Source organism: Pseudobutyrivibrio sp. JW11 (assembly GCF_900115355.1).
Taxonomy (GTDB): Bacteria; Bacillota; Clostridia; order Lachnospirales; family Lachnospiraceae; genus Pseudobutyrivibrio; species Pseudobutyrivibrio ruminis.
Window position 1 is genome coordinate 207,681 of the sequence record NZ_FOWB01000001.1, and the last position, 17,134, is coordinate 224,814.

Sequence of the window (17,134 nt, forward strand, 5' to 3'; positions counted from 1 at the left end):
TCCATAGGGAGAATCAGACGGAAGTGTGAGGGGACCTATGAGCAAAAATATTAGTGTAGCATTTGATCAGTATATTGCTGATGATATAGCAAAATACGCTGGAGTAGCAATGCCTGTTAAGGCTGGATTTTTAAATCGAGTTTTGGTGAAGAAGGCGCCATGTACAATTCTTCATCCTAATCCAGATGACGAGTTTTCTATTCCGACCGTGGGACCAAGCTATCGAATTATTTCTGAATATGAAAAGAAATATATTTATAATTCAAATCACAGTATGGATTATTTTGATGGTGAAGATCCTATCATGGTGGAAAAAATCAGACCAGATGGATATATGATTTTAAATGGTCACCATAGGTGGGCTGCTGCACTTAAACTAGGCTACGCAAAGATTCCTGTGCAAGTCATAAATGTGACTCACAATCAGGAAATCAAAGATATTATTAATAATTCAAAGCATGACAAGCGAGTAACGCTGGATTTGGATGAGGTTGTTTTTTATAATCAAAACAATGGACCAGCAGAAAAAGATTTACCATTCCCACTCAATAAGCTTTATAAAGATAAGTTGAGACTGGGAATACCTGCTCTTTTCAATATGCTGAACAAAGATGGATATGACATTTGGTTATACAGCTCAAAGTTTTATTCAAAGGAGTATTTAAGAGCATTATTTAAAAAGTATCATGTTCATGTAACAGGTATTGTAACTGGTACATCGAAGAGAAAGCAGTCTGAAGAGGAAAAAAATGAAATGCAGAACCTGTATGCTAGTAAGTATTTGTTTACTTTGCATATAGATAATGATGCGGTTTTAATGATAGATAATGTGCGTAAAGATTTCCAAGATTTCACTATCGATGAAGGTGTAAACTGGTCGAAATCGGTTATGGATATCATTAAGGAAATTGATGCCTAAATGAGGGCAAAGGGATGAATAAAAAGAAAAATCACGAGGAAAAGATGAGGGTCTCCTTTGATTTGGATGAGGTACTATTTGTTAATCCAAATTATATAAAGGCAGAGCCTCAGCTCAAGTTTCCTCTCAATATCATTTATAAAGAAAGACTAAGACTTGGCACTCCGGATTTAGTAAAGGAATTACAGCGGCTGGGGTACGAAGTTTGGATTTACACGTCTTCTTTTAGACCGGAAAAATATATCAAAAGACTATTTAAACACTATAACGTTCATTTTGATGGTATAGTAAATGCTCAGCGTCATCTGAAGGAAGTTCAGCAGGGAAACAAAGATATACTTCCTCAAAAACTTCCAAGCAAATACAGAATTTCTCTTCACGTAGATGATGAAACTGTGGTATGCTCTTTGGGGCCTCAGTATGGTTACACCACTTACAAGCTTGAGGCTGAGGATGACAACTGGAAAGAAAAAATTATAGAAAAAGCAGAGCATATAAAGCACTTACCAAAGTAACGCTATATATGTTTTATAAAAGGGATTAGAATAATGCGAATTTGGTTTAAATCATGGAAAGACAATCACATGCTTCATGACTATGTTGTGGAGGATGAATCAGAAGAGACACGTACACATAAAATATTTGCTGCAGTGGATAAAGCTAGCTATGAATTTGATACAAGCAAACCAGTATGGTTGGAATCTACAATCAGAGAATTCAAACGTCACGGAAAAGCTCGTTTTACACAGGATAATTTCGTAGACGAAATCCCATTTGATTATTTGGAAATTCATGTATTAGAAGAAGATTAGACTCCCCTTTTTATACAATTTCAAATTTTAGAATTTGTTAATAATTTATCAGAGAAAGTATGCTATTATAGAGTAGTAATAAATATGGGGAGGTGATTCATTGTGGATTTAGGTATGTTTCCAGATGACGGAGTAAATTCTTGGAACACCGTTATGCTGCTATATGAGTCAGCCATTAAAAAGTTTCGTACTAAGGTAGAAATTCTCAACGACGAATTTCAGCAGGTACATCAATATAATCCAATTGAATACATTAAAACAAGAGTAAAGACACCAGAGAGTATCGTTAAGAAATTAAAAAAGAATGGATACGAAATTTCCATTCCAAATATGATTGAACACTGTAACGATATTGCAGGTGTAAGAATAGTTTGTTCATTTACATCAGATATTTATCAGATTGCAGAAATGATTGGTCGTCAGACAGATGTTACAGTCGTTTCTATAAAGGACTACATCAAGAATCCAAAGGAATCTGGCTACAAGAGTTATCATATGCTTGTTACAATTCCTATTTATCTTTCAGACAAAACAGTTGATACAAAAGTAGAAATCCAGATTCGTACAATCGGAATGGACTTCTGGGCAAGCTTGGAGCACAAAATCTACTACAAGTTCGAAGGTAATGCTCCTGAATACATCAGCCGTGACCTTCGCGAGTGTTCTGAAATCGTTTCAATGATGGATACCAAGATGCTTCAGCTTAACAATGCAATCATGCAGACAAAGCAGGAAGAGGAAGAAAAGAAACGAGAGGAGCGACTTCTTAGGAATAGCTGGAAGGAAAATATATAAAAGTATATAATGAGAACTGCTGTGTATGCAGCAGTTCTTTTTAATTAATGGAGGATAATTATGATTGAAATTTTAAAAGCCATATTATTCGGTATAGTTGAAGGAATCACAGAATGGTTACCTATCAGTAGCACAGGTCACATGATTCTTTTAGATGAAATCGTAAAGCTCAATGTATCAGAAGAGTTTTACAGCATGTTCCAGGTAGTAATTCAGCTTGGTGCAATCCTTGCTGTAGTTTTGATTTTCTGGAACAGCATTTGGCCATTTGGCAAGAAAAACAACAAAGCACCACTATCAGAAAGCGGAATTGGTGCATGGATTAAAAAAGATATCTTCGTTTTATGGTTCCATATTTTAGTTTCATGTGTTCCAGCTGCAATCGTTGGCGTATTATGGGACGATTTATTCGAAGAACTTTTCTACAACTACACTACAGTAGCAATCATGCTTATCATCTTTGGTGTAGCATTTATCTTAGTTGAAAACATGAAGTCAGGCCACAAGGCAAAGATTAATGCCGTAGCAGACATCACATACACTACAGCATTTTTAATTGGTATGTTCCAGCTCATCGCTGCTATATTCCCTGGCACATCCCGTTCAGGCGCCACAATCGTAGGTGCACTGTTAATCGGTGTCGCTAGAACAACAGCCGCAGAGTACACATTCTACCTTGCTATCCCTGTAATGCTTGGTGCCAGCCTTCTCAAAATCCTAAAGTTTGGCCTCAGCTTCACAGCCATGGAAGCAGCCATCCTTATCGTAGGCATGGTAGTAGCCTTCGCCGTATCAATGTTCGTAATCAAATTCCTGATGGACTACATCAAGAAGCACGACTTCAAAGTCTTCGGATGGTACCGAATCGCGCTAGGCATCATCGTACTAGTATGCGGCATCATCGGGGTAATCTAGGCTAAGTCAGGCCTCCCACATAATGGCCCCGCAGATGGCTTCAGGGAGTCATCGCATGAATATTATGTTTTTCTAAAGCAAAAGGAGAACACACCTGTTGTGTGTTCTCCTTTTGTGCTAAGAAAAACTATAATATTCGCGAAATCGACACCCCTACAGCTCCATAGCGCGGGCCAGGGGCCGGGGAGGTGTCCTATTTACTATACACCCCGATGATGCCGCTACTTTACGTCGTAGTAGATGCGGGATTCGGGTGGTACGGATTCGGTGATGAAGGTTGAGCCTCCGATGATGGAGTCGTGCCCAATTACGGTGTCACCACCGAGGATTGATGCGTTGGAGTAGATTGTTACGTTGTCTTCGATGGTTGGGTGTCTGCGGACACCGCGAAGGCATTGGCCACCGCGAGTTGAAAGGGCACCAAGTGTAACGCCCTGGTATACTTTTACGTTGTTGCCGATGACTGTTGTTTCTCCGATTACGATGCCGGTGCCGTGGTCGATGAAGAAGTATTCACCGATGGTTGCACCTGGGTGAATATCAATACCTGTATTTGAGTGAGCGTACTCAGTCATAATACGTGGAATGATAGGTACTCCAAGTAAGTATAGTTCGTGTGCAAGACGATAGATTGTGATTGCTAAAATGCCTGGGTAAGCAAAGATGATTTCGTCGATGCTTGTAGCGGCAGGGTCGCCATCGAAGGCAGCCTGCAAATCGGTGTCCAGAAGCGCACGAACGTGAGGTATTCTCTTGAGGAATGCCAGTGAAAGCTCCTCAGCCTTTGTAGTGCAAATCTCATCACCACAACCGTCAAATACAGAGTTGTAGCAAAGTACAAGTGAAATTTGTTTGTTAAGATTGTAAACAACATCCTCCATAAGAGTGTTGATGTTGGTTTCTACGTTGTAGACCTTGTATACGTGATCACGATAATAGCCAGGATAAACAACACGAAGAAGCTTCATAGTGATGTCGATGATGCTATCTTTGTTTGGCTGATGATATGTATCAAGTTTATCTATTGCTCTGTCGGATTTGTAATCCTTCATGAGCTCTTTTGTAATTTCGAGCATTTCTTGCTCTATCTTTTTTCCATCCATAATAGTACCCCCGTGGTATCGTAAAATGTAAATCTATTGTATCACATTCAATAGCATGTAGCTAACAAGGTATAGTGTTACTCAAGCGAAACATTCTAGTTGAGCGGAGTAATACTATTCTTGTTAGCGTAACATGCGTAGTGTTTAGAAAAAAAAGGAATTTAGATAGACGTACAGATTTCTGCTGTCATTTTAGGTTTGTTCATACAGTAGATGTGGATGTGTCCTACTCCGCATTTACGAAGGTCTCTAATTTGGTCAATAGCGTACTCGATTCCGGCTTTGCGCATGTCATCTGGCGACTCTCCATATCTTGCACAGATGTCAGCTAATTTCTTTGGTACAGATGAACCAGCAAGTGTGACTGTAGATCCAATCTGTTTTGCAGATGTGATAGGCATGATTCCAGCTACGATAGGAATTGTTATGCCTGCCTTGTCGGCGCGCTCAGTAAAGCGATAGAAATCTGCGTTATCAAAGAATAACTGGGAGATAAACATTTTAGCGCCCATATCCTGCTTCATCTTCATGAAAGCTAAATCAGAATCCATAGACATTGCTTCTGGATGCTTTTCAGGATAGCAGGAAGCGGAGATATCAAGCTTTGTGTTTTCGTTTAAGAAACGAATCAAATCGGTAGCATGAGGGAATACCCTTTTATTGAACTGTTCGTCTGACATGTCGCGAGGTTTGTCACCGCGAAGAGCAAGCACGTGATTGACACCAACTGCCTCCAAGTCACGTGTAACCGCAAGAATGTCTTCTGAAGAGGAACCGACACAAGTCATGTGAGCCATAGCGTCTGTGTGTAATTCGTTCTGAATATAAGAAGCTATTTCAACAGTCTTCTTTGAACGGCTTCCACCGGCACCATAAGTAACGCTTATGAAGTCTGGCTTTAATTCAGAAAGTGAGTCTAGTACCTTGTAACAATTTTCGAATTCATCGTCCTTCTTTGGAGGAAATACTTCAAAAGATAGAGATGAATCATTAGCAAACATATCTTTAAACATAAAAATCTCCTATAAACTAGCCAAAGTTAACAATTTAGACACATATTTTAAATAAAAAGATAGTATCATATTCACTAACGAAAAAAAAGCTTTTTGTGGGGATAATAAGGGAAAAATTGTTGATTTTGGGAGTATTACATTATGGACATCAAACGTTTAAGGGGAGTGTTTTCTAAAACCAGCAAAATGCAATTTCCTGAACACAGAGATGTAGTTCGTGGATTAGGCGCAGACGGTATGGTGTTGCTTAAAAACAGTGGAATTTTGCCAATGAATAAGGGTAATGTTGCGCTGTTTGGAGCAGGTGCAGTAGACACAGTTATTTGTGGTCTATACTTCAACTACGTATTTACGGATTCCACTGTAAACGTTAAAGAAGGTTTGCTTAATAACGGATTTACGTTAACTACCGATAGCTGGCTGAGTAAAATGGAAAAGGCGGTAAAGCTTAACGAGAAAAAGGAGAAGCAGGTAGCGAAGAAGGGATTGGCCTTCGAGGGGAAGCGCTGCCGTACTCCTGAAGTACCTATTTCTGTTGCAGATATGGCAGAAGCAATTTTAGGTACTGATACATGTATATATGTAGTACGACACGGAATTATAAGTGAAGGTGAGGAAGGTGGAGAGAATCAATACCAACTCACAGAAACTGAGCTTAGCAACATTGGTTTGATTGCCAGCTCTTTCAAAAATGTAATTCTAGTAATTAATTCCGGAATGCTGGAGCTTTCATCTGTTGCAAGGATGAAAAGCATTAAGGCGATTATTTATATGGGTGTGCCTGGCATGGAAGCAGGCAACTCATTAGCTGATGTATTGACGGGTGCAGTAAATCCAAGCGGTCGTCTTACTGCAACCTGGGCTAAAAAATACAAGGATTATTCTACTTGCTACAGCCCATCAGTTTTAAACAAATCTGCAAAATCAAATGAAATTGATTATAAAGAGGGTATCTTTGTGGGATACCGTTATTTTGATGCATTTGATGTGACGCCTCTATTTCCTTTTGGCTTTGGTCTAAGCTACACATCCTTTGACATGGAATTGGAATATTTGGAAGCAAGCTGGATGGCTGTTGTGATGCGAGTGAAAGTTACCAACACTGGTGACTGCGCCGGCCGACAGGTTGTTCAATTGTATTGCAGCCAGCCTCAGGGTAATATTGAAAAGCCGTATCAGATTTTGGCAGGATTTGGTAAGACTGGAAAGCTTAAGCCAGGTGAATCAGAGGAGATGACTATAAAGATTCCAATCATGCCATTGTGCTCATTTGACGAGGAAAGCACTGCATGGGTAATGGAAAAGGGTGACTACCTCTTTAGACTAGGTTCAAATTCAAGAGATACAAAGCTTTGTGCTAAGGTTGTTCTAGATAGAATGACTATTATCAAAAGAGTTACAAATGTTATGGAGCCTACAAAGGAATTGAAATTCCTATCACCATCTCCTAGAGCAGAGGAAGATACAGGCTATATAAAGGTAGCTTCATTATCAGGGGACGATTACAATTCAGAGAATAAATATGTTCCGGTAAAACAGGAGGTTACAACCTATCTTACAGAAGGTAGCAAGTATGCTTCCTATGTAAATGAGAATCCATACAGTATGCCTACCAGGGTTCATGAAAATCTGGAGTATTTCAAACCGTGTGGCTCAACAACATTGTTTGATGTTATTAAAAATAAAGTATCAATGGAGGAATTTGTTTCTTCATTATCACCGGAAGTATTAGCCCGCATAGTGGCTGGCGAATGTGGCGAGTCAAAAGTAGAAAGCGAGAATCGCCTCAATTTTGATATTATTCATGAAAAGAATAAGCTTGGAATATCCGCAAGAACCACATCACAGTTTGCAACTACACTTGGTATTCCAGGGGTAACATTTGCTGATGGGCCATCAGGTTTAAGGATTGAAGGTGTTGCATGCACATGTTTTCCTTCACCTATGAATATGGCCCAGACCTGGGATATGTCTGCAATGGTTCGTATGGGTCGAGTGTATGGAAGAGAGATGGAATACTATGGCATAGATTACTGTATAGCTCCAGCTCTTAATATTCATAGAAATCCTATGAGAAATAGAGCGTATGAATTTTATTCTGAGGACCCTTCGCTTGCAGGAATTCTTGGATCGGGATTTGTTATTGGCGTCAAGCGCTATGAAGGTCGAGATGTGATAATGAAGAATGTGGCCACTTACAATCAGGAAAGTGGTACATCTGATGTAAATATTAATGTATCTAGACAGGCATTTGGCGAGCTATATCTTAGACCGTTCTCTGCATGTCAAATGGTGGCTGCACCAGCAGGTCTGTTAAACTCTGGAAACAAGATTAACGGATATTATTCGTCGTCTCAGAGAGGCTTGAATACAGATATTATTAAAAGCGACTGGGGTTCAACAGGCATGGTGCTTTCCGATTGGGCTTCCAAGTCAGAAAAAGCTTATGATTTACATGCAGGCTGCGATTTGATTATGCCGGGTTTCGACCCAGATCATATTCTTGAGGCGATGATTAAAACAGCCCCAACATTTGAGCCAGATGGATATGTAACTGTTGTAAACAAGAACTACGTTTACAATGAGCCAATGATTACATATGAAAAGTGGGGTTCGTTCCTTTTGGATAAGAATGGCGATGTGCAGGTTTCTACAGTAGTAGCTGCGGATGTTCAGGTAAGCGATAAAGTGTTGGAGCTTGAAAATCAGGGGCTATGTACAGTCAAAACTCAGGATGATGGAAGCAGACTGATTACCTATAAAGGTATTGATAGAGGTGCATATCTTGCACTTGGAGAATTACAACAGGCCGTTATTAATATTTTGGGTACTATAAAGAATTCAGCATCAATGAAAAAGTTGATGGAAAACGCTATAAATTAGCATTTTTTACTTTAAAAAAAATACAGCCTAATATAAAATAAAAAACGTCGTGGACAATTATATGTTGTCCACGAGTTTTATTTATTTTAATTAAAGAAAGGAAGTATTTTATGTTAGCAGAAATACTAGCTATAGTAATTTTTATTGCTATGTTTGTGCTTATTGTTTGGGATAGATTTCCTAAACATTACGTTACTCTTGGCTGCGGAGCCTTGACCAGCATTTTTGTTTTCGGTGTTGGAATGAGAAGCGTAGAAGCATTTGTTAACACTCTGGCGATAGGAGGTATTTTCAAACCATCTTTTTGGTATGAAGCAGGGGAATCTGCAGAGCAGACATCAGGCGTCAACTGGGCTACAATCATTTTCCTTTGGGGAATGATGATCATGGTTGAAGGAATGGCGGAAGCAGGATTCTTTGATTGGCTTTGCCTTAAAATTGCAAAGCTTGCTCACTTTGAGCCAGTTAGAATATTCGTTGCATTTATGATTCTTTCTTCTGTACTTGCAATGTTTATCGATTCAATTACGGTAATTTTGTTCCTTGCAGCAGTTACTATCAGATTGGCTAGAACACTTAAGTTCAATCCAATCCCAGTAATTATGGCAGAAATCTTTTGTGCCAACCTAGGCGGAAGTGCCACTATGTGTGGAGATCCACCAAACATCATCATTGGTACATCATTGGGATACTCATTCTCAGATTTCGTAATGAACACAGGTGCAATCGGTGCAGTTTCACTTGTCATTATCATTCTCTATTTCTATTTCACAATGAGAAATAGATTACAGGATCCTGCAGACAAGGTTGATCCATCTACTATCGATGTTGAAATCAAAATCGATAACATGAAAGAGTTTTTAACAAGTACTATCATTTTTGCAACAGCAGTTGTATTACTTGTTACACATGCTACAACAGGACTTACAGTAGCATTCATCGGTACATTTATTGCAATCATCACACTTGCAACTTCAGGACGTAAGGCATGGACTCTTCTTAAGAGAGTCGACTACCACACATTATTATTCTTCATTGGATTGTTTATTGTAGTAGGTGGTCTCGAGGAGACTGGCGTACTTGTTGTAATTGCAGAGTTTATTGCAAAGGTATCAGGCGGAAACGCTTACCTCATGATTGCAATCATCCTTTGGGTAAGTGCTATTGCATCAGCATTCATCGACAACATTCCATTCTCAGCAACAATGATTCCTGTTATCAGAACATTGGCTGCAACTACAGGTGTTGATTTGTCTACAATGGCATGGACACTTGCAATCGGAACAGATATCGGTGGAAGCATGACACCAATCGGTGCTAGTGCAAATGTTGTTGGTATCTCTACAGCTGGTAAGGAAGGTTATCCTATCAGCTGGGCTACATACTGTAAGGAGCTTGTTCCAGGAACAATCATCGTTCTTGCAGTATCTATGATTAGCATTTTTGTAAGATATTTCTAAGGTTTATAAACTCGACTTCTTTGCTTGAATCAATTAGAATATAATTATAAAACAATACTGAAGGGGGAAACTTATGGGGCAGTTTATTATTTCAGTAGGTAGAGAGTATGGAAGCGGTGGACACGAAATTGCTTCCAGATTGGCGGAAAAGTTTAATGTACCACTTTACGACCGCAACATGCTTGATCATTTGGCGGAAAGAAATGGTATAGATGCTGAGGAGTTGCACAAGCACGAGGAGACCAAGCGTCAGGGATTAACCAGGACAGTCAGAGGACATTCTTCAAGCGTGCAGGATCAAATCGCACAGCTTCAGTTCGACTTCATCAGAAACAAGGCAGAAAGCGGAGAAAGCTTTGTTGTAGTTGGACGTTGCTCAGAAAATGTTTTGAGAGACCATCCAGGTCTTATATCTATTTTCGTTAGAGGCGAAGAAGAGGCAAAGACAGAGCGTATCTGTCGATTGTACAAATTAAATAAGCTTGAAGCCAAAGCAAAGATGTTCAGACATGATAAAAAACGTAAGGCATATCACAACTACTATTCAAAAATGAAATGGGGCGACAGTAGAGGATATGATTTCTGCGTGAATAGCTCGCTTATGGGTGTAGAGGCAACAGCGGATGCCTTATACGCAATGATTTCAGAGTATTTAAAGAACAAAGCAGAGCAGTAAAGTTTAGGGGATATGGGGAATAATGTATAGTGTTTTTTTAGTTGAGGATGAGATTGTCATTCGAGACGGATTAAAGGCCAGCTTCCCATGGGAGCAATATGGCTTTGCATATGTTGGTGATGCCGCCGATGGGGAGGTGGCATTACCTCTTATTAGACAGACAAAGCCTGATGTGTTAATCACAGACATCAGGATGCCTTTCATGGACGGAATCTCTCTGTCCAAAATGATCAAAAAGGAACTTCCTAATACAAGAATCATTATCATCAGTGGTTTCGATGATTTTTCTTATGCCCAGGAGGCAATCAGCATTGGCGTAGATAACTATCTTTTAAAGCCTATCACAAAGGATAAGCTTGGGGATGTTATGAATGATGCCAAGTCTAAGCTTGATAAGGAAAATGAACGAGACAAATATCTAGATCAATTCAAAGCGGAAAGTCAGGAATACGAACAGTTCGCCAGAGTCAGATTTTTTAATCAGCTGGTTAGTGGAACTATGTCCGTATCTGAGGTTTATGAGAAGTCAGAGGAGCTTGGTCTTTCTTTGGATACTACTCATTACAACCTGGTTCTTTTGGATTTTACCCCAATGACAGGAATGCATACAGCACCAGTGTATTCAAAGCACATGGCTCGTTTATCGGAGCAGTTGATGCAGTATCTAAAATGCTGCCCAGAATACATTGTGTTCCATTGGAACATGGATACCTATGCAATCATTGTTAAGGGCGATGAATCTACAATCGAAAGCAATACTACTAATTTAATAGAAAATATCAATCGTAGATGTATGGTCTACGATGATGAGATACATTGGTATTTGGCACAAAGTGGTGTGATAACTAGACTGTCAGAATTTGCAAAGGCTTGTCAGCAAGCAAACAAAAGACTCAGCTGTCGCTTTATCAATCCGGATGGTCATATCTTCACAGAGCAGGATGTGGAAGCTATGCGCACATTTGGTGAGGATAGTGCTAATACAATTGACCAGCGACTTGTTATGCTTTTTTTGGAAAATGCAGGCGAGTCAGAGATAGATGATTTCCTTGATAACATAGTAAATCAGCAGACGAAAAGTGCATTGAGCTCTAACATATTCTGTAAATATTTTGCTATGACTATGTATATGTGCGTATGTGATTATCTGAAAAAGCTTGGAGTGGATTCAGATAATGTTTTGGATTCAAGCACAAGAGGAAACTTGGAAAAGGTTACAAGCGACTCAGTTTTGAATGTTGTTTCAGATATGTTTAGAGCTGCCATTGCAAAGAGAAAGGATTTGGTAGGAAATCAGTCGAAGTCACAGCTTTCTGCAGCAATCAATTATGTGAACGAGCACTACTGTGATTCAAGCCTGAGCCTTAATGAGGTGGCAAAGGAAATTAATATTTCACCTAGCTATCTGTCTGCAATGTTTTCAAGAGAAAATAAAACTACCTTTGTTGAATACATTACATCAAAGCGCATGGAGCATGCTAAGGAATTGCTTTTAAATACAAAGGAGAAGACCTCTGCAGTTGCGGAAAAGGTGGGCTATAAGGACCCGCATTACTTTAGCTATATTTTCAAGAAAACTTATGGAATTAGCCCTAAGGAATTCAGAGCGAAAGGGCAGGGAGTATGAGTGTTGAAGTGACAAACAAAAAACAAAAGCCTTCTATGAGCGTTATGCTTCGAAGGTTAATAGTGGTGATTTTTGTACCTATGAGTATCGTAATTGCGGTACTCATAGGTCTCTTATGTTGGAATGCTTTTCAATATAGAACAATTCTTCATAATGTTACAGCTGCGTCTGCATTCAACCAGGATTTCAAAAGTGATGTAGATTTAAAGATGTTCTATTACGTTAGTGATAGTGCCTATGCAGATGGAAAGCCAACAGAAGAGGTTGAAAAAGCCAGGGAGTTGGCGGAGCGGCTTTTGGAACAAACCACAGAAAAAGATAGTATTGATTCCATAGAGTCGGTGCGAGATTTGTGCATAACCCTGGAAACTAGAATGGAAGAAGTGGATAATGCTGAGACCTATGATGAGGGAATGACTCAGCTGGAAAACAATATCTATATTCTGACTGATTTGATTCAGACCTATATGTACGATTACCTGTATTATGAATCGGTTCATCTTAGTGAGCTTCAGGAAGAGATTACCACGCAGGTTGAGTACATTCTTATAGGAACTGTTGCATTGTTTATAATAGTAGTGTTCCTGATTATTTTTTATGTTGCAAAGACTACAGAAGCCATCACCTCTCCTCTCACAAAGCTGGCAGGTCGAGTGAATGATATTACAAAGGGTGATTTCGAACCAAAGACTCCTGTTGATGCAGCTCCGGCAGAGATACAAACTTTATCAGATGGTTTCGAGGAGATGGTTGGGAAGCTCAACACTCTTATTCAGGAAAACAAGAGAGCTGAGAGAAGAAAACGACATGCGGAACTTGAGCTTTTACAGGCTCAGATTAATCCACATTTTTTGTACAACACTTTGGATACAATCATCTGGTTAATTGAGGCTGACAAAAAAGAAGAGAGCATTAAGATGGTTAGCGATCTTTCTGATTTCTTCCGTTTCTGCTTAAGCCGAGGAAAGGATATTATTTCCCTTCAAGAGGAGGAAAAGCATGTCCTCAGCTATTTGGCAATTCAGAAAACCAGATATCAGGATAGAATGGATTATCAGGTAAACATTCCTGAAAGTCTTTATGGGTACTCAGTACCAAAGCTTACGCTTCAGCCACTTGTTGAAAACAGTATTTATCATGGAATAAAGCTTCAGCGTGAAAAGGGTTCCATAAAAGTTGAAGCGGTGGATTTGGATGACAGAATTGAGCTTGTAGTAAAGGACAATGGTGCGGGCATGACCGAAGAACGATTGCAGGAGATGAGGGCCGCAATCGTAAATGGGGAAAAGATAGGATTTGGTCTCCGCACAGTTCATGAGCGAATGCAGCTTTTGTTTGGTGAGGAATATGGTCTTACAATTTCCAGTACCGAGGGAGTTGGAACTACAATCACTGTAGTAATTCCAAAACAGAAGCATGACGAGAAGGGGATAATCAATGTTTAGGAAAAAGAGGGTTTTAAGCTTTATATTGGCTTGTATAGTTCTGGCCACATTTATCAGTTGCGGAGCCTCAAAAAAGAGTGAAGTGACAGAAGAGGAAAGCTCCGATTTGATAGTGGTAGGTTTCTCGCAACCTGGCGCAGAATCAGCATGGCGAGTAGCACTTACTGATTCAGTTAAGGAAGCTTTTTCTGAGTCGAAGGGGTACAAGCTGATATACAAGGATGGTCAGTCAAAACAGGATAATCAGATTCGCGATATTCGTACCTTTATTCAGCAGGGTGTGGACTACATCATCCTTAGCCCTATAGTCGAAACTGGCTGGGACACTGTTTTATCGGAAGCAAAGCAGGCAGGGATTCCTGTAATAATTTGCGATAGAAACGTCAATGTTTCTAATGAAGCATTGTACACAGCATTTGTTGGCTCTGATTTTAAATCTCAGGGGGAGGCAGCCGTTTCTTATCTGGAAAAGATGTACGATTCTGATGGAGATGGTGTGACCGAGGATTTAAATATTGTTCACATTCAAGGAACCTTGGAATCATCGGCTCAGCTAGGTAGGTCAAAGGCTTTGGCAAAAGCTATGGAGGAGCACAGCAATTGGAACATCGTAGCAGAAGACTGCGGTGAATTTACAAAAGCTAAAGCTAGAGAAATAATGGAAAACACATTGGAAGAAGTGAATGCCAGTGACATAGATGTGCTTTATTGTGAAAATGATGAAGAGGCAATGGGGGCCATCGCAGCTCTTAATGAAGCTGGAGTAAAGTATGGTGTTGGCAGTAAGATCACTGTGGTTTCCTTTGATGCCACAAGAAATGCATTGGAACTTTGCATGAATGGTCAGATAAATTTTGTAGTGGAATGCAATCCTCTGCAGGGCCCATATCTGTACAATATAGTAAATATGTTAAATCAGGGAAAGACAGTTCCTAAAATAACTTATGTTGATGAGAATACCTTTACACCTGATGAATTAACAGAGGACTACATCCAAAATAGAAAATATTAATTAGCCTTAAATGGAATGGTGACAGATTTGCTGTTGCCATTCTTTTTTATTTCAATGATTGCATTTGCACACTCCTTACCCAGAGATTTGGATGGGGTCAAGCTTGATGTGAAAATAGGAAATGTGCCATCGCCGGTGATGTTAGAATCGTCCACATAAACAGCTGATACTGTATCATACGCATATTTCAAAAATCGATTAATGCCGGCATTGGTACGAGAGTTAACACCCTGAGGATCATGATAGTTACAAAAATGATAGCTGTTATCTATTATTTCAAGATTGGCGTCGCGGATGGCGTCAGTAAATCCGGAGAAGGCCTGGATGGAAGAATAGTTGTCATTAACAAAAATTCCGCCAAGTTTTTTGTGGCCACGATTAATAAGATGACGAGCCATTTGGTAGCCGCGGCCATAATTATCTGTAGAGATAATTACAGGATTATAAATAGCCGAAGGTGCAGTACCAATGAAAACAATAGGAAGCTGGCGTTTGCATTGAAGCTGAAGCAAATCAACATTTGTTGATGGGAAATTGGAACGGGCCATCATAATAATAAGCCCTGCATAAATATCGTTCATAAGTAGCTGCAGGTACTGACGTTCCAGCTGATAGCTGTTTTGGGTGCTATGGAACTCCACCTCAAAACCGTTTTTCATTAGCATAGAACTAATATCAGAAAAAACATCAGTGAAAACCGCATCCTTATTGTTTGGTAACAGCACCATTACGGTTTTACTTTTTGAATTATCGCTTTTGGCGATTACCGTATTTCCGCTACCCCAATGTTTATCGATGATACCCTGCTCCACAAGCAAATCCAAAGCTTGCCTTACCGTGGAACGACTAACCTTGTATTCTTTTGCTAATTCTACCTCAGTAGGAAGCTTTGAGCCGATAGGGTATTTATTTTCCAGTATGTCATTGTTTAATTTATTTTTTAATGAAATATATTTTGGAATCATAAAATTTCACCTTTAATCATAAGAGTTTCCACGTTATCTATAAAAATTCTATCATATGTCAATGAAAATTGGTATGAAATTTATCAATAGTGAAAACATACCAATCATAAATTTTCCACATTTCTTTCAAAAAAATTTCACGGTGAAAACGAATATAGGGGAAATGTTTGTGAATTGGTATGGAAAATGTCAAAAAGAAAAATATTGGTACTATCGCATTCTTAGAAAGCCTTGAACTTAGGGTGATTTTATTGTTGCATTTTTTAGCCTTTGCTAAATTAATTATAGAAAATAAAAAACAACCAGGAATAAGGGGCCTGGTAAGGAGAAGGAAGGAGAAAAACCTTATGAAAAAAAGAATAGTAGCAGGAATGCTCGTAAGCCTTATGGCTGCATCAATGGTAGCTTGTGGTGGCGCATCAGACACAGCTTCAACAGATACATCATCTGACACAGCTGCAGCTGAGACAACAGAGGATGCTGGAAGTGATGATGCAGCAGCAAGCGGTGATTTAATCACAGTTGGATTCGCACAGGTTGGTCATGAGTCAGATTGGCGTACAGCTTCAACAAACTCAGTACAGGCTGCATTCTCAGAGGAGAATGGATATGACCTCCAGTTCGTTGATTGCGATAATGACTCAGCAACACAGATCGAAGCAGTTCGTCAGTTCATCCAGGATGATGTTGATTACATCGTAATCGATCCTATCGTTTCAACAGGTTGGGACACAGTTCTTACAGAGTGTGAGGATGCTGGTATTCCAGTAATCGTTATCGATAGAACAATTGATGATTCAGACAAGTATGTTTCATGGGTTGGTTCAGAATTCATGAACGAAGGTCTTGCAGCTGGTACATGGTTAAAGGATTACGCTGAGGCTAAGGGCATCTCAGACCTCAACATCCTTGTAATCGAAGGTTCTAATGGTTCATCTGCTCAGATCGGACGTACAGATGGATTCAAGAAGATCGCTGATGCTGAAGGTTGGACAATCCTTGATTCACAGGATGGTGACTTCACACAGGATGGTGGACAGCAGGTTATGGAATCATACTGCAAGTCTTATGAAGGCAAGTTCAACGTAGTTGTTTGCCAGAACGATAATGAAGCATTTGGTGCTATGGACGCTATGAAGGCAGCTGGTGTTTCTTATGGTGTAGACAAAGACGTTATCCTTATTTCTTTCGACGCTTGCAAGGCAGGTCTTGAGTATGTAGAGTCAGGTGATATCAATGCAGACTTCATGTGCTACCCACTTCAGGGTGAGTATTGTGCAGACATCGTACAGCAGCTTGAGTCTGGTGCAACAGTTGCAAAGCAGACATTCATGACAGAGCCATGGTACGTTGCTGAGGATATCCTTTCAAGCATCACATACACAAACAATGCAGGTGAGGAAGTTACTGAAGATCTTGTAGTTGTAACAGACGCAGCATCACAGGCATCTTACTAAATCGTATTAATATGTAATGCAAATAGGGGAAGGGCAATTCCTTCCCCTTTAT

15 protein-coding genes are annotated in these 17,134 nt (G+C 39.7%); 12 read left to right on the forward strand and 3 right to left on the reverse strand.

Annotated elements, in window-relative coordinates:
• Nucleotides 1–37: 37 nt before the first annotated feature.
• The 5 genes from BM102_RS00920 to BM102_RS00940 all read left to right on the forward strand — a co-directional run bounded on the left by BM102_RS00920 (nt 38) and on the right by BM102_RS00940 (nt 3,441).
• On the forward strand, nt 38–919 hold the full coding sequence (locus tag BM102_RS00920; RefSeq protein WP_044935674.1) for a ParB/RepB/Spo0J family partition protein: 882 nt from the start codon (nt 38–40) through the stop codon (nt 917–919).
• Between the two features lie 14 nt (nt 920–933).
• The gene (locus BM102_RS00925; protein WP_242942700.1) at nt 934–1,434 is read left to right on the forward strand and encodes an HAD family hydrolase; all 501 of its coding nucleotides are present in this window, start codon (nt 934–936) and stop codon (nt 1,432–1,434) included.
• A 30-nt stretch (nt 1,435–1,464) separates the two neighbouring features.
• Nucleotides 1,465–1,731: a hypothetical protein gene (locus tag BM102_RS00930; protein WP_044935676.1), complete on the forward strand. Its 267-nt coding sequence runs from the start codon at nt 1,465–1,467 to the stop codon at nt 1,729–1,731.
• A gap of 114 nt (nt 1,732–1,845) precedes the next feature.
• Nucleotides 1,846–2,526 carry a GTP pyrophosphokinase gene (locus BM102_RS00935; RefSeq protein ID WP_044936211.1) on the forward strand — a complete coding sequence of 227 codons (681 nt, stop codon included), beginning with the start codon at nt 1,846–1,848 and terminating at the stop codon, nt 2,524–2,526.
• A 60-nt stretch (nt 2,527–2,586) separates the two neighbouring features.
• Nucleotides 2,587–3,441, forward strand: coding sequence for an undecaprenyl-diphosphate phosphatase (locus BM102_RS00940; protein ID WP_177194867.1), 855 nt, complete (start codon nt 2,587–2,589; stop codon nt 3,439–3,441).
• A 221-nt stretch (nt 3,442–3,662) separates the two neighbouring features.
• Here the strand turns inward: BM102_RS00940 and BM102_RS00945 are convergent, their stop codons facing one another.
• Entirely contained in the window at nt 3,663–4,544 is an 882-nt protein-coding gene (locus BM102_RS00945; protein ID WP_044935679.1) for a serine O-acetyltransferase, read from the reverse strand.
• A gap of 161 nt (nt 4,545–4,705) precedes the next feature.
• Nucleotides 4,706–5,557, reverse strand: coding sequence for a methylenetetrahydrofolate reductase [NAD(P)H] (gene metF / locus BM102_RS00950; RefSeq protein WP_090478003.1), 852 nt, complete (start codon nt 5,555–5,557; stop codon nt 4,706–4,708).
• Between the two features lie 141 nt (nt 5,558–5,698).
• On the opposite strand from metF, the gene BM102_RS00955 reads away from it, so the two are divergent.
• From BM102_RS00955 to BM102_RS00980, 6 genes are all read left to right on the forward strand, one after another.
• Entirely contained in the window at nt 5,699–8,440 is a 2,742-nt protein-coding gene (locus BM102_RS00955; RefSeq protein WP_090478006.1) for a glycoside hydrolase family 3 protein, read from the forward strand.
• Between the two features lie 110 nt (nt 8,441–8,550).
• Complete coding sequence (locus BM102_RS00960; protein WP_090478009.1) at nt 8,551–9,900, forward strand: ArsB/NhaD family transporter; 1,350 nt, start codon at nt 8,551–8,553, stop codon at nt 9,898–9,900.
• 73 nt (nt 9,901–9,973) lie between these two features.
• Nucleotides 9,974–10,576: a cytidylate kinase-like family protein gene (locus BM102_RS00965; RefSeq protein WP_090394991.1), complete on the forward strand. Its 603-nt coding sequence runs from the start codon at nt 9,974–9,976 to the stop codon at nt 10,574–10,576.
• Nucleotides 10,577–10,598: 22 nt separating this feature from the next.
• Nucleotides 10,599–12,203, forward strand: coding sequence for a response regulator transcription factor (locus BM102_RS00970; protein WP_090478011.1), 1,605 nt, complete (start codon nt 10,599–10,601; stop codon nt 12,201–12,203).
• The gene (locus BM102_RS00975; protein WP_242942886.1) at nt 12,200–13,648 is read left to right on the forward strand and encodes a sensor histidine kinase; all 1,449 of its coding nucleotides are present in this window, start codon (nt 12,200–12,202) and stop codon (nt 13,646–13,648) included. Before BM102_RS00970 ends, BM102_RS00975 begins: the two co-directional genes overlap by 4 nt.
• Entirely contained in the window at nt 13,641–14,660 is a 1,020-nt protein-coding gene (locus BM102_RS00980) for an ABC transporter substrate-binding protein (RefSeq protein WP_090478014.1), read from the forward strand. The genes BM102_RS00975 and BM102_RS00980 overlap by 8 nt, the downstream gene beginning before the upstream one ends.
• Here BM102_RS00980 and BM102_RS00985 read toward each other — a convergent pair.
• Nucleotides 14,657–15,625: a GntR family transcriptional regulator gene (locus BM102_RS00985; RefSeq protein WP_090478017.1), complete on the reverse strand. Its 969-nt coding sequence runs from the start codon at nt 15,623–15,625 to the stop codon at nt 14,657–14,659. The genes BM102_RS00980 and BM102_RS00985 overlap by 4 nt on opposite strands.
• Before the next feature lie 347 nt (nt 15,626–15,972).
• Here BM102_RS00985 and BM102_RS00990 point away from each other — a divergent pair, with 347 nt between their 5' ends.
• The gene (locus BM102_RS00990; protein ID WP_044935707.1) at nt 15,973–17,082 is read left to right on the forward strand and encodes an ABC transporter substrate-binding protein; all 1,110 of its coding nucleotides are present in this window, start codon (nt 15,973–15,975) and stop codon (nt 17,080–17,082) included.
• The last annotated feature ends 52 nt before the right edge of the window (nt 17,083–17,134 follow it).

Coding starts and splice junctions, on each gene's coding strand:
- BM102_RS00980 (WP_090478014.1), top strand. CDS start 13,641: ATGTTTAGGAAAAAGAGGGTTTTAAGCTTTATATTGGCTTGTATAGTT.
- BM102_RS00955 (WP_090478006.1), top strand. CDS start 5,699: ATGGACATCAAACGTTTAAGGGGAGTGTTTTCTAAAACCAGCAAAATG.
- BM102_RS00960 (WP_090478009.1), top strand. CDS start 8,551: ATGTTAGCAGAAATACTAGCTATAGTAATTTTTATTGCTATGTTTGTG.
- BM102_RS00975 (WP_242942886.1), top strand. CDS start 12,200: ATGAGTGTTGAAGTGACAAACAAAAAACAAAAGCCTTCTATGAGCGTT.
- BM102_RS00935 (WP_044936211.1), top strand. CDS start 1,846: ATGTTTCCAGATGACGGAGTAAATTCTTGGAACACCGTTATGCTGCTA.
- metF (WP_090478003.1), bottom strand. CDS start 5,557: ATGTTTAAAGATATGTTTGCTAATGATTCATCTCTATCTTTTGAAGTA.
- BM102_RS00985 (WP_090478017.1), bottom strand. CDS start 15,625: ATGATTCCAAAATATATTTCATTAAAAAATAAATTAAACAATGACATA.
- BM102_RS00965 (WP_090394991.1), top strand. CDS start 9,974: ATGGGGCAGTTTATTATTTCAGTAGGTAGAGAGTATGGAAGCGGTGGA.
- BM102_RS00990 (WP_044935707.1), top strand. CDS start 15,973: ATGAAAAAAAGAATAGTAGCAGGAATGCTCGTAAGCCTTATGGCTGCA.
- BM102_RS00970 (WP_090478011.1), top strand. CDS start 10,599: ATGTATAGTGTTTTTTTAGTTGAGGATGAGATTGTCATTCGAGACGGA.
- BM102_RS00925 (WP_242942700.1), top strand. CDS start 934: ATGAATAAAAAGAAAAATCACGAGGAAAAGATGAGGGTCTCCTTTGAT.
- BM102_RS00945 (WP_044935679.1), bottom strand. CDS start 4,544: ATGGATGGAAAAAAGATAGAGCAAGAAATGCTCGAAATTACAAAAGAG.
- BM102_RS00940 (WP_177194867.1), top strand. CDS start 2,587: ATGATTGAAATTTTAAAAGCCATATTATTCGGTATAGTTGAAGGAATC.
- BM102_RS00920 (WP_044935674.1), top strand. CDS start 38: ATGAGCAAAAATATTAGTGTAGCATTTGATCAGTATATTGCTGATGAT.